Annotated in this window: 20 protein-coding genes; 10 read left to right on the forward strand and 10 right to left on the reverse strand. The window is 59.0% G+C overall.

Annotation, left to right across the window (positions count from 1 at the left end; genetic code table 11):
• Positions 1-187: 187 nt before the first annotated feature.
• The 8 genes from G5533_RS03375 to G5533_RS03410 all read right to left on the reverse strand — a co-directional run bounded on the left by G5533_RS03375 (position 188) and on the right by G5533_RS03410 (position 9,237).
• Positions 188-1,033: a DUF2971 domain-containing protein gene (locus G5533_RS03375; protein ID WP_441254480.1), complete on the reverse strand. Its 846-nt coding sequence runs from the start codon at positions 1,031-1,033 to the stop codon at positions 188-190.
• Between the two features lie 124 nt (positions 1,034-1,157).
• Positions 1,158-1,631: a hypothetical protein gene (locus tag G5533_RS03380; protein ID WP_236767807.1), complete on the reverse strand. Its 474-nt coding sequence runs from the start codon at positions 1,629-1,631 to the stop codon at positions 1,158-1,160.
• 783 nt (positions 1,632-2,414) lie between these two features.
• Entirely contained in the window at positions 2,415-3,221 is an 807-nt protein-coding gene (trpA, locus tag G5533_RS03385; RefSeq protein ID WP_043851420.1) for a tryptophan synthase subunit alpha, read from the reverse strand.
• The gene (trpB, locus tag G5533_RS03390; protein ID WP_150999066.1) at positions 3,218-4,411 is read right to left on the reverse strand and encodes a tryptophan synthase subunit beta; all 1,194 of its coding nucleotides are present in this window, start codon (positions 4,409-4,411) and stop codon (positions 3,218-3,220) included. The genes trpA and trpB overlap by 4 nt, the downstream gene beginning before the upstream one ends.
• A 47-nt stretch (positions 4,412-4,458) precedes the next feature.
• The gene (gene trpCF / locus G5533_RS03395; RefSeq protein WP_441254481.1) at positions 4,459-5,967 is read right to left on the reverse strand and encodes a bifunctional indole-3-glycerol-phosphate synthase TrpC/phosphoribosylanthranilate isomerase TrpF; all 1,509 of its coding nucleotides are present in this window, start codon (positions 5,965-5,967) and stop codon (positions 4,459-4,461) included.
• On the reverse strand, positions 5,967-6,995 hold the full coding sequence (trpD, locus tag G5533_RS03400; protein WP_441254482.1) for an anthranilate phosphoribosyltransferase: 1,029 nt from the start codon (positions 6,993-6,995) through the stop codon (positions 5,967-5,969). Before trpD ends, trpCF begins: the two co-directional genes overlap by 1 nt.
• A gap of 15 nt (positions 6,996-7,010) precedes the next feature.
• Entirely contained in the window at positions 7,011-7,610 is a 600-nt protein-coding gene (locus tag G5533_RS03405; RefSeq protein ID WP_005359135.1) for an aminodeoxychorismate/anthranilate synthase component II, read from the reverse strand.
• Positions 7,603-9,237 carry an anthranilate synthase component 1 gene (locus G5533_RS03410; protein ID WP_266134202.1) on the reverse strand — a complete coding sequence of 545 codons (1,635 nt, stop codon included), beginning with the start codon at positions 9,235-9,237 and terminating at the stop codon, positions 7,603-7,605. The genes G5533_RS03405 and G5533_RS03410 overlap by 8 nt, the downstream gene beginning before the upstream one ends.
• A gap of 436 nt (positions 9,238-9,673) precedes the next feature.
• Here G5533_RS03410 and rnm point away from each other — a divergent pair, with 436 nt between their 5' ends.
• From rnm to rluB, 5 genes are all read left to right on the forward strand, one after another.
• Positions 9,674-10,555: an RNase RNM gene (rnm, locus tag G5533_RS03415; protein ID WP_441254484.1), complete on the forward strand. Its 882-nt coding sequence runs from the start codon at positions 9,674-9,676 to the stop codon at positions 10,553-10,555.
• 106 nt (positions 10,556-10,661) lie between these two features.
• Positions 10,662-11,282, forward strand: a complete 621-nt coding sequence (locus G5533_RS03420; RefSeq protein ID WP_021231208.1) for an L-threonylcarbamoyladenylate synthase — start codon at positions 10,662-10,664, stop codon at positions 11,280-11,282.
• Complete coding sequence (locus G5533_RS03425) at positions 11,275-12,144, forward strand: segregation and condensation protein A (RefSeq protein ID WP_421352542.1); 870 nt, start codon at positions 11,275-11,277, stop codon at positions 12,142-12,144. Before G5533_RS03420 ends, G5533_RS03425 begins: the two co-directional genes overlap by 8 nt.
• Positions 12,128-12,700 carry an SMC-Scp complex subunit ScpB gene (scpB, locus tag G5533_RS03430; protein ID WP_005350230.1) on the forward strand — a complete coding sequence of 191 codons (573 nt, stop codon included), beginning with the start codon at positions 12,128-12,130 and terminating at the stop codon, positions 12,698-12,700. The genes G5533_RS03425 and scpB overlap by 17 nt, the downstream gene beginning before the upstream one ends.
• 134 nt (positions 12,701-12,834) lie before the next feature.
• Complete coding sequence (rluB, locus tag G5533_RS03435; protein ID WP_005347347.1) at positions 12,835-13,758, forward strand: 23S rRNA pseudouridine(2605) synthase RluB; 924 nt, start codon at positions 12,835-12,837, stop codon at positions 13,756-13,758.
• Positions 13,759-13,913: 155 nt separating this feature from the next.
• On the opposite strand, the gene G5533_RS03440 is transcribed toward rluB, so the two are convergent.
• Complete coding sequence (locus G5533_RS03440) at positions 13,914-14,642, reverse strand: hypothetical protein (protein ID WP_441254485.1); 729 nt, start codon at positions 14,640-14,642, stop codon at positions 13,914-13,916.
• Between the two features lie 190 nt (positions 14,643-14,832).
• Between G5533_RS03440 and tesB the strand changes: the two genes are divergently transcribed.
• Positions 14,833-15,699, forward strand: coding sequence for an acyl-CoA thioesterase II (gene tesB, locus G5533_RS03445; RefSeq protein ID WP_279489487.1), 867 nt, complete (start codon positions 14,833-14,835; stop codon positions 15,697-15,699).
• Between the two features lie 77 nt (positions 15,700-15,776).
• On the opposite strand, the gene aceK is transcribed toward tesB, so the two are convergent.
• Positions 15,777-17,504 carry a bifunctional isocitrate dehydrogenase kinase/phosphatase gene (aceK, locus tag G5533_RS03450; protein ID WP_441254486.1) on the reverse strand — a complete coding sequence of 576 codons (1,728 nt, stop codon included), beginning with the start codon at positions 17,502-17,504 and terminating at the stop codon, positions 15,777-15,779.
• A 206-nt stretch (positions 17,505-17,710) separates the two neighbouring features.
• On the opposite strand from aceK, the gene G5533_RS03455 reads away from it, so the two are divergent.
• From G5533_RS03455 to thrC, 4 genes are all read left to right on the forward strand, one after another.
• Positions 17,711-18,418 (forward strand): tRNA/rRNA methyltransferase, encoded by a 708-nt coding sequence (locus G5533_RS03455; protein ID WP_441254487.1) that lies wholly within the window; start codon positions 17,711-17,713, stop codon positions 18,416-18,418.
• 250 nt (positions 18,419-18,668) lie between these two features.
• Positions 18,669-21,128 carry a bifunctional aspartate kinase/homoserine dehydrogenase I gene (gene thrA, locus G5533_RS03460; protein WP_159158461.1) on the forward strand — a complete coding sequence of 820 codons (2,460 nt, stop codon included), beginning with the start codon at positions 18,669-18,671 and terminating at the stop codon, positions 21,126-21,128.
• Between the two features lie 2 nt (positions 21,129-21,130).
• Complete coding sequence (gene thrB / locus G5533_RS03465) at positions 21,131-22,111, forward strand: homoserine kinase (protein ID WP_441254488.1); 981 nt, start codon at positions 21,131-21,133, stop codon at positions 22,109-22,111.
• Entirely contained in the window at positions 22,108-23,382 is a 1,275-nt protein-coding gene (gene thrC / locus G5533_RS03470) for a threonine synthase (RefSeq protein WP_441254490.1), read from the forward strand. The genes thrB and thrC overlap by 4 nt, the downstream gene beginning before the upstream one ends.
• Positions 23,383-23,449 lie beyond the last annotated feature (67 nt).

A 23,449-nucleotide genomic window follows, 5' to 3' on the forward strand; every position in this document is an offset into this window, starting at 1 on the left:
TTCTGGCTATGTAGCGTCTTGCTCAGAAAAAAAAGGGGGCTGATTTTTTCGAAGGACACCCACCTTCCTGTGTGCCGGCTATTCTACGCCATACTTAAAAAAATGGGGTCCTATTTTATGTTGCTAAGAATAGAAAACTACCAACAAGAACAATGCAAGTTCATGTTAATTATTTTGCGTTATTAAGTTATAAGCACTCTATTGTAAGTTGCCCTTTTAATTTCGATGCTTGATTGAAACTAAGATTTGGATACATTTCTAATGCTAATTTTTTATAATTCTCTCTATCTTTTACATCTATTTTTACGCCAAAGGTAACACTTTTCAATGAACTTGACTTGAAGGTCATGTAGTTTATATCGGCAGGAACATCCTTAACTACAAGTCTATGTTCTTTTTCATACGACCAAATATATTTCTTAATAAAAAAGAATCTAGACAATCCATCAACAAATCTTTGTGTTATTAGGTCTTCATCTAGATCGTTTTCACGGCCTTCAATCTCATTTTTGAAAGCATGATTAATCATGGAGCTTACAAAAACATCCATATATTGGTTAATTGATTGATCATCCTTATCATATTTTACGGGTTGTATTTTATTGAATGCTTTATCGTGACTAAAGTCAAAGCCAAGAACCACGCCATTATGTTGATCCGCATAATGACTCCACATTAAAATATTATCCTGTGATTCAGTAAGGCAAAGAATCCTGTAGTGAGAAATAATTTCATCCCAATCATCTCTAATGCCTTCTATAAGTTCTTCCATCAGATGGATAAAATGTGGAGCATCAGAAATCAAATCATCTCTAAGTCTTTTATATTCTTCTTTTGGTGGATGGATGCCCATAGACTTAATGCATTTTTTCAAAATAACGTCAATTTTATCAGTTATGAATTTCTTGTTTTTCGTAAAACCAGGGAAGTTACAATCAAAAGGGTCATTAAATGTTGTTGGGTTTGTTATTTTTAAAGTTTTATTTTTCAATATTAATTTTGAGGTTTCTAGTGATACATATTTATAATACATTCTTGCTCCATGTATATCTAAAGTAATTTAAGGCAATTTCTAATGGGCGCATAAAAATATGGCTAAAGTTGGTAACCAGGAGGCACAAGCTAAGCGTTTTTATCCTTTTTTGTGACGTATTGACTTACGATCTTTGTAATTTAAGTGACTCGGAGTCTACTTTATCCGTTGCGGCCCCGCGATAAGCCCAACTCCCATCTAAAATTTGACCTCTCCCCTCAACCTTAAATAATCCAGAAATAAAAGATAAACTCTCTCTATTTTTGCTTCGAAGGTTTATAGTTACGTATCCTTCCCAAGTCTCTCCTTCAAGAGTAAAGTCTTGAATGTAATCATTATTAGAACCGCTCTTTGTTATAACTGCATTTCCAATTAACTTGTGTGCGCTCTGCTTTATATCTATTTGGTAAGTGTAAATTACGGCATTATCGAGTTTAAGTTTATTAGTCCAACGGCCTTGTAAGTCGACACCCTTATATATGACTTCCTGATACCAAGGAATAAACACTTTCACCATAAGCTTACCAGCTAAGAAGAGTATTACTGATGTTATGACTCCAGATAGAACCCCTAAAAATACATTTGATAATCCATCCATAATTTCAATTCAACTCCAAGTAAATTAACGTTCTGTTAGAGGTATAGCGACACAATACCTATTCCGCCACAGTTCACTTTAATCACTAAAAATCCATGGTGGACATGCCATATGCTGCCATTCCTTTGAACAGTTTTATGTAAATACCTACATTGCGTGTGTTGGGCTAAAAATAGTAGGTTGGCGCTGAGCGAAGTGAGGCCCAACGTTTATCACAAAATATACACTTATGAGCAGTACTGGGATACTTATCTTTTTTAATATTTGCGTATGCTACGCCTTGCTTAGAAAGACGGGGATCCCAAATTTCTACGTTTCGTGATCTGTTCTAAGGTTCTGCCACATCCATATTTATCCCGTTCAGATTGGCGAAATAATGTTCGCCTATTGGGCTTTCCTCCGTTCTGCGCCAACCTACAAAAACCACGCTACCGCCCCTGAGTGACAGCCCCCAGTTTGCTGCTGTTAACCCGCGAGATAGCGACCATCGCTGTCATGACGTTCTCCCTAGAGACGGAGTGTCGATTGTTATCATAAGGGGCCGGATTGAGACATGGGAAGAAGAGGTTGATAAAAACCTGAGCTGGCTCAACCAATTAGTGAAATCTGTTGATTAAGTGAGCTATTGGGTGAGCGGAAGAGCTGGAATTCCCCTCACCTCAACCCTCTCCCAAGGGGAGAGGGGATAAAGACGCTGGGAGCGGCAACAAGCAGGAAATAGAAAGGGAGCCTATCAGGCTCCCTTTCCGCGCTCACGGTCAATGGCATTTGACCCATGCCGCCTTAACGATTGGTCGCGGCCTTCATCCCTTCCACAAACTCTTTCAGACGAGTGAGCATATGTTCCGGGTTCTGGTGGTGAGTCTCGATGATCTTCACCACGGCGGAGCCGGAGATGGCACCGGCGGCGCCAGCGGCGATGGCTTCACGCACCTGAGCCGGTTCGCTGATGCCAAAGCCGAGCAGGGCGGGGGGAGCGTTGAACTCGCGCAGGGTATTGATCAGCCCTTCCACCGGCATGCCTGCCTTGGTCTCGGCACCGGTGACGCCGGCGCGGCTCACCAGATAGGTGTAACCATTGCCGAGCTCCGCCACCTGTTTCAGGGTCTCGGCGTCGCCATTGGGCGGGGCGATAAAGATGCTGTCGATACCAAACTTGTCGGCAGCCGCCTTGTAGGGGGCGCACATCTGCACCGGCACGTCGGCGACCAGCACCGAATCCACGCCCGCCTGCTGGCACTTCTCGTAGAAGCCATCGATTTTGCGCACATAGACCAGATTGGCGTAGACCAGCAGGCCAATGGGCAGCTGCGGGTACTTGGCGCGGATGCGGCCGAGCAGCTCGAAGCAGTCGTCCGGGGTGGTGTGGCTGGCAAAGGCGCGCAGAGCGGCGCCCTGAATGGTGGGGCCGTCAGCCACCGGATCGGAGAAGGGAATGCCGAGTTCGAGGGCATCGGCGCCCCCTTCGACCAGTGCATCGACGATGGCCAGCGACAATTCTGGGGTAGGGTCACCCAGCATCACGAACGGCACAAAGGCGCCCTGATTGGCCGCGTCCAGACGGGAGAAGAGTTGTGCGTAACGGTTCATGACAAGGTTCCTTCTTTTTCAAAAATGTCTGCCACGGTGAAGATATCTTTGTCGCCACGGCCGGAGAGGTTGACGATGAGCACCTGCTCTTTTTCCGGTTCACTGCGGGCCATCTTGAGGGCGTGGGCCAGCGCGTGGGAGGACTCCAGCGCCGGTATGATGCCTTCGGATTTGGCCAGCTCCTGGAAGGCGTCCAGCGCCTCCTTGTCGGTCACCGAGGGGTACTCGGCGCGGCCGATGGCGGCCAGGTGGGCGTGCTGCGGGCCGACGGAGGGGAAATCCAGCCCCGCAGAAACGGAGTAGGACTCCTGGATCTGGCCCTGAGTGTCCTGCATCAGGTAGGAGTGCATACCAAAGAAGACCCCCTTGCTGCCGTGACCCAGCGGTGCGCCGTGCTCGCCGCTCTCGATGCCGTGGCCACCCGGTTCGACGCCGATCAGACGCACCGACGGCTCATCGATAAAGTCGGCAAACATGCCGATGGCATTCGAGCCGCCGCCGACGCAGGCGATCACCGCATCGGGCAGCCGCTCCTCCTTCTCGAAGCACTGGGCCTTGGCCTCTTCGCCGATCATCTTCTGGAACTCCCGCACGATAGTGGGGAAGGGGTGCGGGCCGGCGGCGGTGCCGAGCAGGTAGTGGGCCGACTCGTAGTTGGCAGCCCAGTCGCGCAGCGCCTCATTGCAAGCATCTTTGAGGGTGCTGGAGCCTGAGTGCACCGGAATCACGGTGGCGCCCATCAGCTTCATGCGAAATACGTTGGGTTTCTGGCGCTCGCAATCCTTGGCGCCCATATAGACCCGGCACTTGAGGCCGAGCAGGGCGCAAGCCAGCGCAGTGGCCACGCCGTGCTGACCGGCGCCGGTCTCGGCGATGATCTCGTTCTTGCCCATCCGCTTGGCCAGCAGCGCCTGACCCAGCACCTGGTTGGTCTTGTGGGCGCCGCCGTGCAGCAGATCTTCACGCTTCAGATAGAGTCGGGTCTTGGTGCCCTTGGTCAGATTGCGGGTCAGGGTGAGCGGGGTCGGGCGACCGGCATACTCGGTCAGCAGGGACTGAAACTCGGCGATAAAGGCCGGATCATCCTTGGCATCGACAAAGGCTTTTTCCAGCTGGAGCAGGGCCGGGATAAGGATTTGGGGTACATACATACCGCCAAATTCACCGAAAAACGGGTTGAGCAGGGTCATGGCTTCTTCCTTGTATTAGCTAAATCGAAACATCAAAAAGGGTTGCGTTACAGGTTGCGCAGTGCGTCGAAGGCGGCTGCTATCTTGTGCGCATCCTTCTGGCCTGGGGCACTCTCTACCCCGGAGTTGAAATCAAGGCCGAGGCAGCCCACTTGTGCCGCTTGCAGGGCGTTGTCGGGATTAAGGCCGCCCGCCAGCATCAGCTTGTTCTTGTCGAGGGTGGCCAACAGGGCCCAGTCGAACGCCTGACCGGTGCCGCCGCTCTGGCTACCTACTTTGGTATCCAGCAGCAGGCGATCCGCCGGGTAGTCGAGGGCGGGCAGCGGCTCGTCGCTTTCCTTGCCAAGAGAGACGCCCACCGCTTTCCAGATCTGGCAGCCGGTCGGCAGCAGTGGGCGCAGGGTCTCGATATAGGCGGCATCCTCATCCCCGTGCAGCTGGACAGCGGCGAGCCCCAGCGCCTCCACCGTCTTGGCGATGGTGGCGGGCTGGGCGTTGCGAAATACCCCGACGTAGGAGAGCGGTGCGCCCGCCATCACGGCGCGGGCGGCGGGGATGTCCACATAGCGCGGGCTTTTCGCCACAAATATAAGACCCCCGAACACCGCGCCCGCCTGATGGGCGGCGGCGGCATCTTCGGCGCGGGTCAGGCCGCACACCTTGTTCTGGCCCATTACCAGCTTGCGCACTGCGGCTTCCAGATCCGGCTCGGCCATCAATGACGAGCCCACCAGAAAGCCCTTGGCGTGGTGGCGCAGATCCGCCACCTGAGCGCGGTGGTTGATGCCGGACTCGCTGATCACCACCCGATCGCTCGGAATATCTTTGGCCAGCTGTTTGGTGCGGTTGAGATCGACGCTCAAGTCGCGCAGATCCCGGTTATTGATGCCAATGACCGGCGCCCCTAACGCGATGGCGCGGGTCAGCTCCTCCTCGTTGCTCACCTCGGTGAGCACGCCAAGGCCCAGCTCTTTGGCCACCGCGAACAGGGCGCGATAGCCCTCGTCGGTGAGCACGGAGAGCATCAGCAGGATGGCGTCCGCCTGATAGTGGCGGGCCAGATAGACCTGATAGGGGTCAATCATGAAATCCTTGCAGAGCACCGGCTGGCTGACGCGGCTGCGCACCCGGCTTAGATAAGCAAAATCCCCCTGAAAGAATTTCTCGTCGGTCAGCACCGAGATGGCGGTGGCGTATTTGCCATAGATGTCGGCGATGGCCTCCGGGCTGAAGTCATCGCGGATCAACCCCTTGGAGGGGGAGGCCTTCTTGCACTCCAGAATAAAGCGGGTGGAGCCCGCCTTGAGCGCCCCGACGAAATCCCGATCGCTGGGGGTCAGCGTGCTCTGGAAGCTCTCCAGCGGCTGGACCAGCTTGCGGGCGGCGACCCACTCCTGCTTGGCCGCCACGATCTTGCCGAGGATGGTCTGGCTGATGGAGGCCATGTTCAGAAATGCATGGGGGGCAATAAGGTCTGACATCTCGTTATCCTTGCGAAACTGGCTCTTGCCCTGCGGGCGTTCTGAATGACTGCTGTGCGACATGGTGGCTGACATCATGCCTCCTGATGACCCGCTTCCTGATGGCTCAGGGTGGCCAACTTGGCAGCGAGTTCCGCTGCCTTGCCGCTCGCCAGCACCGCCAGCACCTCGGCTGCTGCGCTCTTGAGGTCTGTCGCCTTGCCCGCCATCAGCAGCAGCGGCGCCACATTGGCGGCGATGGCGGCGTTGTGGGCCGGAGTGCCACGCCCTTCCAGAATGGCGGCGGTGATGGCGCAGTTCTCTTCAGGCTCACCACCCTGAATGGCGCTGACCGGATAGGTCTCGAGGCCAAAATCAGCCGGGGTGAGCAGAAACTCGCGGATCTCGCCGTCACGGATCTGGGCCACCTGGGTCGGGCCGTGGATGGCAATCTCATCCAGCCCGGCGCCGTGCACCACCATACCGGTTTTCAGCCCCAGTGCCAGCAGGGTTTCGGCGATGGGGCGCACCAGTTCGGGGGCATAGACTCCCATCAGCTGATAGGTGGGGCGAGCGGGGTTGATGAGCGGCCCCAGCACGTTGAACAGGGTGCGGGTCTTGAGGGCCTGACGCACCGGCATGGCGTGGCGCACCCCGGCGTGGTACTGGGGGGCGAACAGGAAGCAGATGCCGAGCTCATCCAGGCAGCGGCGCGCCTGCGCCGGGCTCATGTCGAGCTTGATGCCCATTTTGTCCAGCAGATCGCTTGAGCCCGACTTGCTCGAGACAGAGCGGTTGCCATGCTTGGCCACTTTCAGGCCGCAGGCGGCGGCGACCAGTGCCGAGGTGGTGGAGACGTTGATGGTGTTGAGGCCATCGCCACCGGTGCCGACGATGTCGCAAAATTCATAGTCCGGACGCGGGAAGTCGCGCGCTTCTGCCAAGAGAGCCTCGGCGGCGCCGGCGATCTCCTCCGGGGTCTCCCCCTTGATCTTGAGGGCAGTCAGCAGGCTTGCGAGCACGATGGGGTCCACTTCGCCACGTACCACCTGACCGAAGGCGTCGCGGGTACTTTCACGGCTTAGAGACTGACCCTGATAGAGGGTGTTGAGATGTTGATGCATGTTGGTCTCCTTACCTTAACGCACGCTGCTTTCTGGACGGGTGATATGGGCGAGCGCCTGAGTCAGCAGACGGGCCCCTTCCGAGGTCATGATGGATTCCGGGTGGAACTGGAAACCCAGCACCCGCTCATCCTGCTGCTCGATGGCCATGGGCATCCCCTGATAGTGGGCAATCACCGTCAGCTCTTCCGGTACATAGGTGGCGACCAGCGAGTGGTAGCGGGCCACCGGCAGCGGGCTCGGCAGACCGGCGAAGGCGCCGTGGCCGTTGTGCTCAATCAGCGAACGCTTGCCGTGGACAATTTCGCCTGCCGCACCGACTGTGCCACCGTAGGCTTCGCACAGGGCCTGATGGCCGAGGCAGATACCGAGGATGGGCACCTGACCACGAGCCAGCTTGATAAGGTCGATGAGGCAACCCGCCTCGTGGGGGGCGCCCGGCCCCGGGGAGAGCACCAGTACGGCGTCCCCTTCACAGGCGGCGATTTCGCTCATGATGCGGCTGGCCGGCAGGCTGTTGCGGTAGATCCGCACCGGATAGCCGAGGGAGCGGAACTGGTCGACGAGGTTGTAGGTAAATGAATCGAAGTTATCGAGCAAAAAGATGTTAGTCATGGCTCACGTCCTTATGTTGCTCCTGCTGGGCGCTCAGGGCTTGAAGGGAGGTGCCATGGCTGGCAGCGATGGCGGCCAGCACGGCGGCCGCCTTGGCGCGGGTTTCGTCCGCTTCGGCCTGGGGCTTGGAGTCATAGACCACCCCGGCACCGGCTTGCACATGGGCCACGCCATCTTTGACAAACGCCGAGCGAATGACGATGCAGGTATCCATCTCGCCGGCGCCGTTGATGTAGCCGACGGCGCCGCCGTAGCTGCCGCGGCGCTTGCCTTCCACCATGCGAATAAGCTCGCTGGCGCGGATCTTGGGGGCGCCGGTGAGGGTGCCCATGTTCATGCAGGCCTGATAGGCGTGCAGGGCGTCAAGGTCAGAGCGCAAGGTGCCGACCACCTTGGAGACCAGATGCATCACGTGGCTGTAGCGATCCACTTTCAGCAGCTCCTTGACGTAGCGGGTGCCGGGCTCCGAGATGCGGGCGATGTCGTTGCGGCCCAGATCCACCAGCATCAGGTGCTCGGCCACCTCTTTTTCGTCCTGACGCAGCTCCAGCTCGATACGGCCATCGAGATCCCGGTTGATGCTGCCATCGGGGTTGAAGCCGCGGCGGCGGGTACCGGCGATGGGGTACATCTCCACGTCGCGGCTGGCGGCGCAGAATTTCACCGCGCTCTCCGGCGAGGCGCCAAACAGGGTGAAGCCCTCATCCTGCACGTAGAACATGTAGGGGCTGGGATTGGTCTGCTTGAGGCGGCGATAGGCGGCCAGGGGGCTCGGGCAGGGCAGGGAGAAGCAGCGCGACGGCACCACCTGGAAGATGTCGCCACGGCGGATAAAGCCCTTGAGCTTCTCCACCTCGGCGCAGAACTGCTTGTCGCTCTTGTCCACGCTCATGCCACCGGTCAGGGGCTGGGTGGTCAGCTCGGCGCTTAGAGGTTGCTGGCAAATCTGTTTGAAGTCGGTGAGCCGTTCGGTCAGGCGGGTGTATCTGTCTTCCACCTGGCTCTCGTCGCTGTCGCCGCCAAAGATGCAGGCAAGCAGTTGAGTGGTGCGTTCGATATGGTCGATGGTGATCAGGGTTTCGGCCACATAGAAGCAGTAGTCGGGGCAGTTGTTGCTCCCCTCAGGCACTTCAGGCAGATCTTCAAATGAGGCGATGAGGTCGTAGGCAAAGCTGCCCGCCATAAACAGGGCTTCTTTACCCAATTGGCAATCGAGCTCCCGCTGCAGGGTGCGCAGCACGTCCAGCACGCTGCTCCCCTTGAGGCGGGAATCTTCGTCTTGCTCCCGATCGGAGGCAGGGAAGTCGAGTTGCAGCTCGCCATCGACCAGCGAGCGGGCAACCACCGCAGGCAGCCGCTCGGCCAGCAGGCTTTGCAACTGGGCGCCGTTGTCGTTCAGGCTGCGCACCCGCACGGTGCGACCACGGCACTCGATGCGCAGGCAGGCATCGACCAGCAGCAGGCTCTGTTTGCCTGCCTTGGAGTCGATCTCCACCGATTCCAGCAGCAGGTTGTTGGGGCGGCCCTGACAGAGGCGGGTATAGAGCGCCAGCGGGTCGGCCACATAGGGGGCGTTGAGTTTGAGGGTATCGAATTCACCCAGAGGAAGGCGATGTGTGGCTGTCATAGTGCGTTCCCTTGCGTGTGATGCGTGTTACCGATGTTCATGACGTTGAATTCCTTGAAAATTTAATTGGTCCGGGGTGGCTGGTTCAGGGGCGCCATCGCCAGGTCAGCTTGCTTGTCTGAATTCTCGGTTTCATCACAGGTCCATTTGCCGGATAATAAAAAAGCCCGCTGGGGTCAGCGGGCTTTTTCTTTGGGTTCTTAATTTGCTGTCAGATTACAGGTACAGCAACGACCACACGCCCGCATGTCAGGGAGTGTGCCACCACCAGATGGTCAGGATGGAAGTCGTTTGCATGATAAAGTCCTGTAAAAAGATGTTTGCAATGAAGTGCCTACAGCAAACGATAAAGCCGCGGCCAAGTCAAGTCGCTTTTTAGCCTTCTTTCACCGATTTGCCATGAATGGTGACCTGACCACGAGAGCGGAATAACCTGATGAGATTCGATCTTCACTGCCATACCACTGCCTCCGACGGGGTGCTGAGCCCAGCCGAACTGGTGCGCCGCGCTGCCGAGAAACAGGTCGAGGTGTTAGCAGTTACTGACCACGATACCCTTGCCGGACTTGATGAGGTGCGCCGCACCATTGACGCCGAGCAACTGCCGCTGCGACTGGTGAGCGGGGTCGAGATCTCCACCGGCTGGGAGCATCACGAGATCCATATAGTGGCGCTGGGGGTGGATGAAAAAAATCCGCAGCTGACCGACTTTCTGGCCGGTCAGCTGGCACGTCGTGAGGCGCGTGCGCTGGAAATCGGGCGTCGTCTGGAGAAGTGCCTCATCCCCAGCACCTATGAAGAGGCCAAGGCGCTCGCCGGTGACGCCGCCGTGACCCGTGCCCACTTTGCCCGGGTGCTGGTGGCACGCGGGGTGGCCGACAACATGCAGAAGGTATTCAAAAAGTACCTGAGCCGTGGCAATAAAGGGTATGCCCCGGCCGAGTGGCCCGAGATGAGTGAAGCCATCACCGCCATTCACGCCGCTGGTGGGCTGGCTGTGCTGGCCCACCCCAGCCGTTACGATCTCACCGCCAAGTGGATCAAGCGGCTGCTGGTGGCCTTCAAGGCGGCCGGTGGCGATGCCATGGAGGTCTCATTGCCCCAGCAGAGCCCGCAGGAGCGGGCCAATCTGGGCCAGTGGGCCAAGGAGCACGACCTCTATATCTCGGTGGGATCGGATTTTCACTTCCCCTCCAACTGGACCGAGCTGGGCCGCCACCTCTGGCTGCCCAAAGAGGGAATGCCCGTCTGGTTGGCCTATCCCGGTCACTTTGGGCTCACCACCGAACAGCATGCCGAGCTGCTGGCGAGCCGGTAACGGCGCCAGCGAAGCGGCCACAAACAGGTTAAGGTAGTGTCATGGGTCTTTGACCCGTGACCATACGAGCGGGCAGGTATTGCTGCCCCCATTGCGAGAACAAGCTATGAGTCAGCATTTTTACGTACATCCTGAAAACCCCCAGGCCCGTCTGATCGGTCAGGCGGTACAGATCATCCAGAACGGCGGCGTCATCGTCTATCCGACCGACTCCGGTTATGCGCTGGGTTGCCAAATGGGTGACAAGGGCGCGCTGGAGCGCATCTGCCGCATCCGTCGCCTCGATGCCAACCACGACTTCACCCTGGTGTGCCGCGATCTCTCCGAGATCTCCACCTACGCCAAGGTCGACAACAGCGCGTTTCGCCTGATCAAGAACAACACCCCGGGCGCCTACACCTTCATCTTCAAGGCGACCAAAGAGGTGCCTCGCCGCCTGATGAACGAGAAGAAGAAGAGCATCGGTATCCGGGTGCCGGACAACAAGATTGCCCAAGCGCTCTTGGAAGCCCTCGGCGAGCCGCTGCTCTCCACCACATTGATCCTGCCGGAGTCAGAGATGGCCGAGTTCGACCCGGAAGAGATCTTCGACAAGCTGGGCAAGCAGATCGATCTGGTGGTCAACGGCGGTTATCTGGGTGAGCAGCCCACCACTGTGGTCGATTTCTCTGACGACGAGCCGGTATTGCGTCGTCGCGGCGCCGGGGATCCGACTCCATTTGAGTGATGTCGCTGAACCGGTGACAGTCCCTTCCGCCGTGACGGGGGCTGGCACCGCACTACCCATCGCGAAAGTCCTGGGGCAGCCCTATCACGAGCTGCCCCAGGATCTGTTCATCCCGCCCGATGCGCTGGAGGTGTTCCTCGATACCTTCGAGGGGCCGCTCGATCTGCTGCTCTATCTGATCCGGCGCCAGCAGCTCGATATTCTCAACCTGCCGATCCTGCAGATCACCGCCCAGTACATGGAGTACGTGGAGCTGATGCAGGGGCTCAACCTTGAGCTGGCGGCTGAGTATCTGCTGATGGCAGCCTGGCTGGCGGAGATAAAATCCCGCCTGCTGCTGCCCAAGGCGCCGGAGCTGGAGGATGAAGATGAGGGAGAAGACCCGCGGGTGACCCTGATCCGCCGCCTGCAGGAGTACGAGCGCTACAAGGTAGGGGCGGAGAAGGTCAATGAGCTGCCTCGGGTGGAGCGGGAGATTTATATCGCCACCGCCTTGCCCCCCGATTTTGGCGCCCTCAAGCCACTGGCGCCCGATGTTTCGCTGGTTGAGCTCGCCCTTTACATGCAAAGTGTGGTAAAACGCGCGACTCATTTCGAACATCACCAGATCCGCCGCGAACAGATCCCGACCCGGGTGCGCATGGCGGAGATCCTTGCCATGCTCACGCTGGGGCAGACCCTGCGCCTTGAGCAGGTGCTGCGTGCCGAAGAGGGGCGGATGGGGGTACTGGTGACGTTTCTGGCCCTGCTGGAGCTGTGCAAGGAGCAACTGATCTGGATCCTGCAGGCAGAACCCCTTGGCCCAATCCATTTCGCATTGGCCGAGCAGAGCGAGGAGGGCAACCGTGGCGCTGCCCACTGAACGACTCAAGACCCTGATCGAAGCGGCGCTGTTTGTGGCCGGTCGTCCGCTCAATGTCAGCGAGCTGAAAAGCAGCGTGCTGGCGGATTATCCGGTGACCAGTCGCTATGTTCAGCTGCTGTTGGCCGAGATCAGGCAAGATTACAGCTCACGAGGCGTCGAGCTCAAGGAGGTCGCCTCCGGCTGGCGCTTTCAGGCGCGTCAGGAGTATGCCGAAGAGCTCTCGCGGCTCTGGAGCGAGCGGGCTCCGCGCTATTCGCGCGCCGTGATGGAGACGCTGACCCTGATCGCCTATCGCCAACCCATCACCCGGGCCGAGATCGAAGCGATCCGCGGGGTGGCGGTGTCGAGCCAGATAGTGAATACCCTGAAAGAGCGTGGCTGGGTGCGCAGCATAGGCCACAAAGAGGTGGCCGGTCGCCCCGAACTGCTCGCCACCACCAGAGAGTTTCTGGATTATTTTAATCTGCAGAGTCTGGAGCAGCTCCCCGAGCTGGATCCGGAGCTGCAACCCCTGTTGCCCTCTGCGGTGGACGGGGAGAGCGATGCCCGGTGAATGGCGCCCAAGCGTGCCGATGTCACCGAGATATACATTTTTCAACTGTGGCGATCGCTCCAACCGGCGTTTGTTACAGTTAACCCCGTTGCCCCTTTTACCAGTGGGCAGCGATCAACAATCAGGTAACCCCGATGAGTGAAAAACTGCAAAAAGTGTTGGCCCGCGCGGGTCACGGCTCCCGTCGTGAGATGGAGGCCCTGATCACCGCAGGTCGGGTCAGTGTGGATGGCAAGGTCGCCACACTGGGGGATCGCGTCGAAGTGAACGCCGTGATCCGGGTGGATGGTCACCAGGTCAAGACCCGTGCCGCAGAGGAAGTGATCTGCCGCGTACTGGCTTACCACAAGCCGGAAGGGGAGATGTGTACCCGTCACGATCCGGAAGGTCGTCCCACCGTGTTTGATCGTCTGCCCAAGATGGAAGGTGCCCGCTGGATCGCGGTCGGCCGCCTCGACGTCAACACCTCCGGTCTGTTGCTGTTCACCACCGACGGTGAGCTGGCCAACCGCCTGATGCACCCGAGCCACGAAGTGGAGCGGGAATATGCGGTGCGCGTGTTTGGCGAAATCACCGAAGCCATGCTGCAGCGTCTGCGCAAGGGCGTGCAGCTGGAAGATGGCACCGCCAAGTTCAACAAGATCAAACCGGCTGGCGGTGAGGGTCTGAACCAGTGGTTCAACGTCACCCTGACCGAAGGTCGCAACCGTGAAGTGCGCCGCCTGTGGGAATCCCAGGAAGTGCAGGTAAGCCGCCTGATGCGGATCCGCTACGGCGACGTCAAGCTGGACCGCGGCATCCCGCGCGGCGGCTGGCAAGAGCTGAAATTGCCGGAAGTGAACTACCTGCGCGGTCTGGTCAACCTGCCGCCGGAGACCGAATCCAAGGTCGATCTGCAGCAGGATGGCAAAACCAGCCGTCACAAGCAGGCCGCCCAGATCCGTCGCGCCGTGCAGCGTCACAAAGAGATGCAGGGCAAAGAGCCGCGCGCTCGCGCCACCACCGCCCGTCGCAAGCCGCAAGCCTCTACCCGTAACTCCGGTACCGGCAGCAAGTAAGCCGACAACCCGTTGCGAACTGCGCGCCGTCAAATAGCGCGCAGTCGGCCAAGTAAAGGCCCGCACCAGATGGTGCGGGCCTTTTTCATCTCTAGCGGGTGACCTCCAGCTGCCGGCTGGCTCCGGTCATATGGCAATGATTGCTCTCACACTCCTCAGTTGGTCGGTGTCATCCACTCTTTGTTGAAGTCGCGGATAAACATCTCTCCCTCTTCATTGCGGGCGGTGACCAGATAGAAGGTGACGTTCTGGCGAAACAGCGAGAGGCGGTAGAGGGCGGCGTTGTCCTCCTCCGAGAGGTTCTTTTTCGAGGTGTCGTTGATGGGCACCAGATCGACTTTGCCCTTTTTCAGTAGTTCGACACACTGGTTGAGGCGGTTGGTGGTTCTGACGATCAGATTCTGCTCGATGGTCACTCGCTCGATGGCATCGGAGAACCACCCCTTGGGCACGCAGGCGGTTTTCTGCTGCCAGGGCGGGGATTCCAGTCCCTTCTTGTCGGGCGTGGTGTACCAGGACTGGATATCGAAGGCGATGGGGGTACTGAACAACAGGGTGTTGCTGCGCTCGTTGGTCCAGGTAAAGGGGAAGGCGGCGATAGCGTTGCCCAGCTCGATGTTTTTAAGTCCTCTCGGCCAGGGCTGGTAGGAGACCCTCAGATCCGGGTGGCCCGCCGCTTTGAGAGTGGTGAGCACCTTGCTTGCCAGCTCGCCGCCATTGGCCAGCGTCGCTGAAGAGTAGGGGGGCAATTCGCCGGTGATAATTACCGCACTCTGCACCGTGGCGGCCGGGAGCAGCGAAAGAGCAAACAGGGTGGCAAGAAAGCGAAGGGACGAGCGGGGGCGATAAGTGGCAGAGGGCGTGACCGGATAACGGATGTGCATGGCGGGTGACCTCACCTCTATCGATTGCTGACAGCGTAGCGGTTCTGGCAGGGAAAAAACAGACTCGATAAATGCTGTTGGTCGCGGCGTATGGCCCTTGGCGTTCCCTTTGGCGGGCGGAAGGGGTTGTGGCGGTTGCTCTGCTCCGGTGAGCTTGTTAGCCTGTGCGGCTCTGATAGAGGAGTGAACAATGAGCAAGGTACTTGATGAGCTGCTGGCGTTGCTGGCGCTGGAAAAAATCGAGGAGGGCCTGTTTCGGGGCCAGAGCCAGGATCTCGGTCTGCGGGCCGTGTTTGGCGGACAGGTAATGGGGCAGGCCTTGTCAGCCGCCAAGCAGACGGTCGAGACCGGCCGTCAGGTTCACAGTTTTCACTCCTACTTCCTGCGTCCGGGGGATGTGACCCGTCCCATCGTCTATGATGTTGAGAATATCCGTGACGGCCAGACCGTCTCCACCCGCCGGGTCAAGGCGATTCAGGGCGGCAAGCCCATCTTCTATCTCAACGCCTCGTTTCAGGTGCCGGCCGACGGCTTCGAGCATCAGGCTCAGATGCCCACCGGCATCACCCCGCCGGAGGAGCTCAAGAGCGAGCTGGAGCTGGTGCGCCCCTACGAGAACCTGATCCCGACCTCCCTGCGGGACAAGATCCTCTGCGAACAGCCCATCGAGATGCGTCCGGTGACCCTGGTCGACCCTATTCGGCCGACGGTGCAGGATCCGGTACGCCACGTCTGGTTCAAGGCCAACGGCCAGATGCCGGACGATCTGCGGGTGCACAAATACCTGCTGGCCTACGCCTCCGACTTCAACTTCCTGCTCACCTCGCTGCAGCCGCACGGGGTGTCCTACTGGGAGCCGGATATGCAGGTGGCCACCATCGACCACTCCATGTGGTTCCACCGGGATTTCCGCTTCGACGACTGGCTGCTCTACGTGGTAGACAGTCCGAGCGCCAGCAGCGGTCGCGGTCTGGTGCGCGGTCAGTTCTTTACCCGTGACGGGGTGCTGGTGGCGAGCACCATGCAGGAGGGGGTGATCCGCCGTCGCGGTAGTTAAGGCGCAAAGCGGATAGCAAAACGGGGTGGCTTGTGCCACCCCGTTGTTGTTTCTGTTACATGCTGCGATATGACGTGTCAGCCGCCGCGCTGGTATTTGAAGCGCTTCTTGCGCCGGTAGGGATAGACATCCTCGAACACCCCTACCTTGATGTTGCTCTGCAGCATCTTCCAGTAGTTGGCGTCGAACATCTCCTTGTGCAGCTGCAACATGATCTCCCGCACCTGCGGTTTTTGCAGCAGGAAGGTGGCGAACTCCTCGGGGAAGATGTCGTTGGGGGCCACCGAGTACCAGGGTTCGGCGCTCCACTCATCCTCGGGGTAGCGGGGCGGCGGGATCTGGCGGAAGTTGCACTCCGTCATGTAGCAGATCTCGTCGTAGTCGTAGAAGACCACCCGGCCGTGACGGGTGACGCCGAAGTTCTTGAACAGCATGTCTCCCGGGAAGATGTTGGCCGCCGCCAGCTGCTTGATGGCGTTGCCGTACTCCTCCAGCGCGAGCCGGGTCTGCTGCTCGTCCGCCTTGTCCAGATAGAGGTTGAGGGGGATCATCTTGCGCTCGGTATAGAGGTGCTTGATCACCAGTTTGTCGTCGGTGATGGTGAGGGCCGAGGGTGCCACCGTCTTGAGTTCGGCAAGGAGTTCGGGCGAGATGCGGTCCAGCGGAAACTCGAAGTTGGTGAACTCCTGGGTATCGGCCATGCGGCCAACCCGATCGTGCTGTTTTACCAGCCGGTATTTCGCCTTCACCTGCTCGTGGCTCACATCCTTGGGGGGGGTGAACTCGTCTTTTATCACCTTGAACACCACATCGTAGGAGGGGAGGGTAAACACGCTCATCACCATCCCCTTGATGCCCGGCGCGATGATGAACTGATCCCGGCTCTGGGCCAGATGGTGGCGGTAGTGGCGATAGAGTTCGGTCTTGCCGTGCTTCTGGCAGCCGATGGCGTTGTAGATCTCGTAATCGGGCTTGTGGGGCATGATCTGGCGCAGGAAGGCGACAAACAGCGCCGGTTCACGGGCATAGACCATAAAGTAGGCGCGGGCGAAGCCAAAGACGATGGAGGCGAGATCTGGCTCGAAGATGACGGTATCCACATAGATGCTGTGGCCGGTGCTGAGCAGGGGCAGGATAAAGGGGAAGACCTGATCCCGGGCCCGGATCAGCCCCACCAGATAGGCCCCTTTGTTGCGGTAGAACACCTCTTTCAATAGCTCGATGGCAAAGTGCTCGTCATGGAGTATTTGCGGGCCGTTCTCCGCAAGATGGCGGTGGATGTCGACAATATCCCGCTGCTTGTCCTCGTAGGGGAGGGTGAAGCTGTAATCCCCCAAAAGCTGGCTCAGGGTCTGCGGCAAATGGGCCAGATCGGTGCGATAGATCCGCAGCAGGGCGCTCAAGTCAGGTTTTTCGCCACGGCTGACAAAGGGGTGGATATAGAGGTTCTCGTCACGGATGTTGCGATGGCGAAAGATCCGGCGATAGACGGAGTTGAAGAAGGACTCCGCCACCTCGAAGTTGTCACAACGGGGTAGCAGATCGCTGAAGGCGCTCTTGACCCGCTTGAGCAGCTCCTGGGTGGCGTGGTGCTCCCCCATCATCTGGCGGATGGAGCTGGCGGTGGCCCCCACATGGTGGTCATAGAGGCGAATACGCTCGCGCCCGGCGAGCTGTACCCCCAGCCAGTCACTGTTCTCGAAGCGGCTCTTGCTGCCCTGGGTTATCTCGAGAAACCGGCTGTAAAACGACTCGAAGCGTTGCAAGATAGTCTCGGCGACGGCCTGTTCCAATGGCTGCTGCATCTCTCTCTTCCTTGTGATCTGTCGGGCCGATAGCGCGAAGGATTGGGTGTAATTTGTTCACACGTCTGGCCACTATCGCAACATTCAAACGTCTGTTCAAGTGGCAATTTTCGGGGATAAACGGTAGATTGCGCCCCTGTTTTGGTGATGGTTTAGCGACTGTTTGCTGTCTGTTTGAGAGGCCGTTCGGCCTGTGAGGAAACCCGATGAAGCTCTATTTTGTCCTGGTGGCACCTGCCCGACCTGCGAATGTGGGGGCGGCTGCCCGCGCCATGAAAACCATGGGATTCGATGCCATGCGACTGGTGGCGAGCCGGGTACACGAAGAGGAGGAGGCGAGCTGGGTAGCCCACGGCGCCCAGGAGATCCTGACCCAGGCCGAGGCGTTCGATACCCTGCCCGAGGCGCTGGCGGATATGGATCTGGTGATCGCCACCACTGCCCGTGAGCGCGGTCGCTACCAGCACTACCTCACGCCGGGGGAGATCCGCGAGCAGATCCGCGCCAAGCCATCACTCGGCAAGGTCGCCATCGTCTTTGGCTGCGAGGAGTCGGGGCTCTCCAACGAGCAGCTGGCCGAGGTCGATCTCATCAGCTATCTGCCCCTCAAGGTGAGCTACCCGTCTCTCAATCTGGGGCAGGCGATCATGCTCTACGCCTACGAGATGAGTCAGCTGATGGATGAGCTGAACGCCGACGGCGCCACTGCGGTAGCAGAAAATTTTGATAACGCTGGGCAGGTTCGGGTGCTGAAAAGCAAAACAGCAGAATTGCTGGGTGAACTCGGAGTTTTGCAGGATGAAAAACTGTATCAATGGGTGATGGACCGGGTGCCCATGCTGCCGCAGCGGGATTTGAACATGCTCCACCTGCTCTGCAAAGACCTTGCGCGCAAACTTGGCAAAGAGGTTTAAGTTGACAGCCCAGCGCCCGCCGCGGTATTGCTAAAAGCCAGCTTCGTCAACGAGTGTTCGTCATGCAGTTATTCACCAACGTCATCACCACCACCATTATTACCGGTACCACCACAGGTGGCACTGGGGCCGGTTGATGCGCTGACGAACAAGCACAGAAATCAGAAAAGGCCCGTACCCACCCAGTACGGGCCTTTTTGTTGGACTGGTTTTTAGATTGAATTTCATAGATTTACAGGGAGAGAAAGCGATGAGAGTGTTGAAATTTGGCGGGTCTTCACTGGCCGATGCAGAGCGTTTTTTACGGGTGGCCGATATCGCGGTCAACACCCACGGCCAATCTCAGGTAGCCCTGGTGCTCTCTGCACCTGCCAAGGTGACCAATCATCTGGTGGCGCTGGTGGAACAGACCAGTCGCGGCATGGATGCCAGTTCCACCCTGTTTGAAGTCAACGGTATCTTCTCCCGACTGCTGGCCGGGTTGAAGGCGGCCTATCCGGCGCTCGATGACAAGGCGCTGTTGGCCCGTCTCACCGCCGAGCTGGATCAGGTGGAGCGGCTGATGCAGGGCATCCGCCTGCTGGGCCTCTGCCCGGATAACGTGCAGGCGCGCATTCTGAGCCGTGGCGAGAACCTCTCCATCGCCTTTATGCACGAATTGCTGCGGGTGCGTGGTCTGGATCTGGAGCTGATCGTACCGGAAGAGCTGCTGGTCACCGACGGCGGCTATCTGGAAGCCCATGTCGATATCGAAGCCTCCCGCCTGCGCTTTGCCGCCAAGGGGCTGCGTAGCGACTGCCTCTACCTGATGCCGGGCTTTACCGGTGGCAGCGACAAGGGCGAGACCGTGCTGCTGGGTCGCAACGGCTCCGACTACTCCGCCGCCGTGCTGGCTGCCTGTGTCGATGCCGAGTGCTGCGAGATCTGGACTGACGTCGAAGGCTGCTACAGCTGCGACCCCCGTCTGGTGCCGGATGCCTATCTGCTGAAAACCCTCTCCTACAAGGAGGCGATGGAGCTCTCCTACTTCGGTGCCAAGGTGCTGCACCCGAAAACCATCGCGCCGGTGGCCCAGTTCCATATTCCCTGCCTCATCAAGAACAGCTTCAACCCGCAAGGGCCGGGCACCCTGATCGGCCCCGAGAGTGGCGACGATGACCTGAAAGTGAAGGCCATCTCGGATCTCTCCGGCATGTGCATGTTCAACGTCTCCGGCCCCGGCATGAAGGGGATGGTCGGCATGGCCGGTCGCATCTTCTCCGCCGTCTCCCGCGCCGGGGTCAGTATCGTGCTGATCACCCAGTCATCTTCCGAGTACAGCGTCAGCTTCTGTATCCACAGCTACGACAGCGAGAAGACTCGCAAGGTGCTGGAGCGCGAGTTCGAGCTGGAGTTCAAAAACCAGCTGCTGGAACCGCTGGATATCATCAGCGATCTGGCGATCATCTCCCTGATCGGTGACGGCATGCGCACCAGCAAGGGGATGGCGGCCCGCTTCTTTACTTCGCTGGCACAAGCCTCCATCAATATCGTCGCTATCGCGCAGGGCTCCAGCGAGCGCTCCATCTCGGCGGTGGTGCGGGATCGCAAGGTGGCGGAAGCGATCAAGGCGTGCCACCAGAACTTCTTTGGCAGCCAGCAGTTTATCGATCTCTTTGTGGTCGGGGTCGGTGGCGTCGGTGCCGCGCTGGTGGATCAGATTGCCCGCCAGCAACCGGTACTGGCCGAGCAGGGCACTGGCCTTCGCGTGGTCGGCATCGCCAACAGCCGCCAGATGGCGGTCAACAAGGATGGCCTGAATCTTGCCAACTGGCGTGAACAGTTGGCGGAAGCCCGTGACAGCTTCTCGCTGGAAGGGGTGAAAAAGCTGGTGGAAGATAGCCACATCATCAACCCGGTGATCGTCGACTGCACCTCCTCCGAGGCGGTGGCCGTCCAGTATGCCGACTTCCTCGCCGCCGGTTTCCATGTGGTTACCCCGAACAAGAAGGCCAACACCGGTTCGCTCGATTACTACAAGGCGCTGCGCCGCACTGCCCGCCAGACTCGCCGCAAGTTCCTGTACGAGACCAACGTCGGCGCCGGTCTGCCGGTTATCGAGAACCTGCAGAACCTTATCAAGGCCGGTGACAAGCTGCGTGCCTTCGACGGCATTCTCTCCGGCTCCCTCTCCTTTATCTTCGGCAAGCTGGACGAGGGGATGGCCTTCTCTGAAGCCACCAAGATTGCTCGCAGCAACGGCTTTACCGAGCCGGATCCCCGCGACGATCTCAACGGCATGGATGTGGCGCGCAAGCTGCTCATTCTGGCTCGTGAGGCTGGCATGGCGCTGGAGCTCTCCGATGTGGAAGTCGAGCAGGCGCTGCCACCCGGCTTTGATGTGAGCGGCGATGTAGAAGCCTTTATGGCCCGTCTGCCCGAAGCGGACGGCTGGTTCCGCGACCAGTTCGCCGCGGCCCAGCGTGAAGGCAAGGTGCTGCGCTATGTGGGCTCTATCGAGGGTGGCAAGTGCAAGGTGGCCATCAAGGCGGTCGGTGGCGACGAGCCGCTGTTCAAGGTCAAAGACGGGGAGAACGCGCTCGCCTTCTTCTCTACCTACTACCAGCCAATCCCGCTGGTGCTGCGTGGCTATGGCGCCGGTACCGAAGTGACTGCCGCTGGCGTCTTTGCCGACGTGCTGCGCACCCAGAACTGGAAGCAGGAGTTGTAAGCATGAGTTCAGACATGTACCAGAGCAGTAGCGTGGTCGCCTATGCGCCCGCCTCCAGCGCCAACCTGAGCGTGGGATTCGATGTACTGGGGGCGGCGCTTGCCCCCGTGGATGGCTCTCTGCTCGGCGATCGGGTGCAGGTAAAAGCGGCTGACGTGCCGTTTGCCCTCTCATCCGTGGGCCGCTACGCCCACAAGCTGCCGGACGATCCGAAAAAGAATATCCTCCATGACTGCTGGGTCGCCTATGGCGAGGCGCTGGAGAAGCGCGGCCTGAAACTCAAGCCCCTCGAAATGGTGCTGGAAAAGAACCTGCCGGTGGGCTCGGGTCTGGGTTCCAGCGCATGTAGCGTGGTGGCGGCCCTTGAAGGGCTCAACGCCTTTCACGGCGCGCCGCTCAATGAGCACGACATGCTGCTGCTGATGGGTGAGATGGAGGGCAAGATCTCCGGCTCCGTTCACTACGACAACGTGGCGCCCTGTTATCTGGGCGGCATGCAGCTGGTGCTGGAAGAGCACGGCGTTATCAGCCAGGGTATTCCGGTGTTCGATCAGTGGTACTGGGTGGTCTGTTACCCGGGCACTGTGGTCTCCACCGCCGCGGCCCGCGCCATTTTGCCGGCCCAATATCGCCGTCAGGATTGCCTCACCTATGGCCGCCGCCTGGCTGCCTTTGTCCACGCCAGCTACACCGGACAGGAGGGCTTGGCCGCCAGCGTCTTGAAAGACGTGATTGCCGAACCCTACCGCGCGGCGTTGATCGAAGGCTTCGCCGAGGTGCGGGCGCAGGCGGCCCAGAACGGGGCGCTGGCTACCGGCATCTCCGGCTCCGGCCCCACCGTGTTTGTGGTGATGAAGGAGCTGGCGCAGGCCGAACGGATGAAGGATTGGATGGAAGCACATTTTGTGCAGAACGAAGATGGATTTGCCCGGGTCTGCAAACTGGACATGGCCGGGGCACGGGTAACAGGAAGCGAGCTATGAATCTCTACAACATCAAGGACAACAGCGAACAGGTGAGCTTCGCGCAGGCGGTGCGTCAGGGCTTGGGTCGCGAACAGGGGCTCTTCTTCCCCGAACAACTCGAACCGCTCGCCGATGTGGATGCCCTGCTCGATCTGCCGCTGGCCGAACGCTCTGCCCGCATCCTGAGCCACCTGCTGGGGGACGAAGTGCCTGCTGCCAAGGTCAGCGAGCTTGTCAACGCTGCCTTCACCTTCCCGGCGCCGCTGGTGAAACTCAAGGATGGCACTTATGCCCTCGAACTGTTCCACGGCCCGACTCTGGCGTTCAAGGATTTCGGCGGCCGCTTTATGGCCCAGTGCCTCGCCGCCTTTAGAACCAACGACAAAATCACTATCCTCACCGCCACCTCCGGCGACACCGGCGCCGCCGTGGCCCACGCCTTCTACGGGCTGGAGGGGATCGAGGTGGTGATCCTCTATCCCAAGGGCAAGATCAGCCCCTTGCAGGAGAAGCTCTTCTGCACCCTCGGCGGCAATATCCGCACCATCGCCATCGACGGTGACTTCGATGCCTGTCAGGCGCTGGTAAAACAGGCCTTTGACGACGAGGCGCTGAAAAAGGCCATTGGCCTCAACTCCGCCAACTCCATCAATATCAGCCGTCTGCTGGCGCAGGTTTGCTACTACTTCGAAGCGGTAGCCCAGCTGCCCATAGCTGACCGCGCCAAGGCGGTGATCAGCGTGCCGTCCGGCAACTTTGGCAACCTCACCGCAGGCTTGATTGCCAAGGCGCTGGGGCTGCCGGTGAAGCGCTTTATCGCCGCCACCAACGCCAACGACACCGTGCCGCGCTATCTGAAAACCGGTCAATGGGAGCCGCACCAGACAGTGGCTACCCTGTCGAACGCCATGGATGTCAGCCGCCCCAACAACTGGCCGCGGGTAGAAGAGCTCTGCCGCCGCAAAGGCTGGGCGCTGGAGACTTTGGGCTCCGGTATGCGTGACGACGCCCAGACTCGCGCTGCGTTGAAACGCCTGCACCAGCTGGATTACCTGTGCGAACCCCACGGTGCCATTGCCTGGGATCTGCTGGGGGAACAGCTGGACGAGGACGAAGTGGGTGTGTTCCTCTGCACCGCCCATCCTGCCAAGTTCAAGGAGTCGGTGGACGAGATCCTCAATCTTGATGTACCGCTGCCCGGCCCGCTGGCCAAACACGCCGAGCTGCCGCTGCTCTCCGTTAATTTGCCAGCGGAGTTTGCCCGGTTAAGGGCGTTTTTGGTGGGGTAAGTAGCTGAGCTGAGATAACCGATAGAAATAAAAAATCCCCCGGTAACGGGGGATTTTTATTATGAGG

Origin of the sequence: Aeromonas sp. A600620 (assembly GCF_029479985.1) — a bacterium.
GTDB classification, from domain to species: Bacteria; Pseudomonadota; Gammaproteobacteria; order Enterobacterales; family Aeromonadaceae; genus Aeromonas; species Aeromonas veronii_A.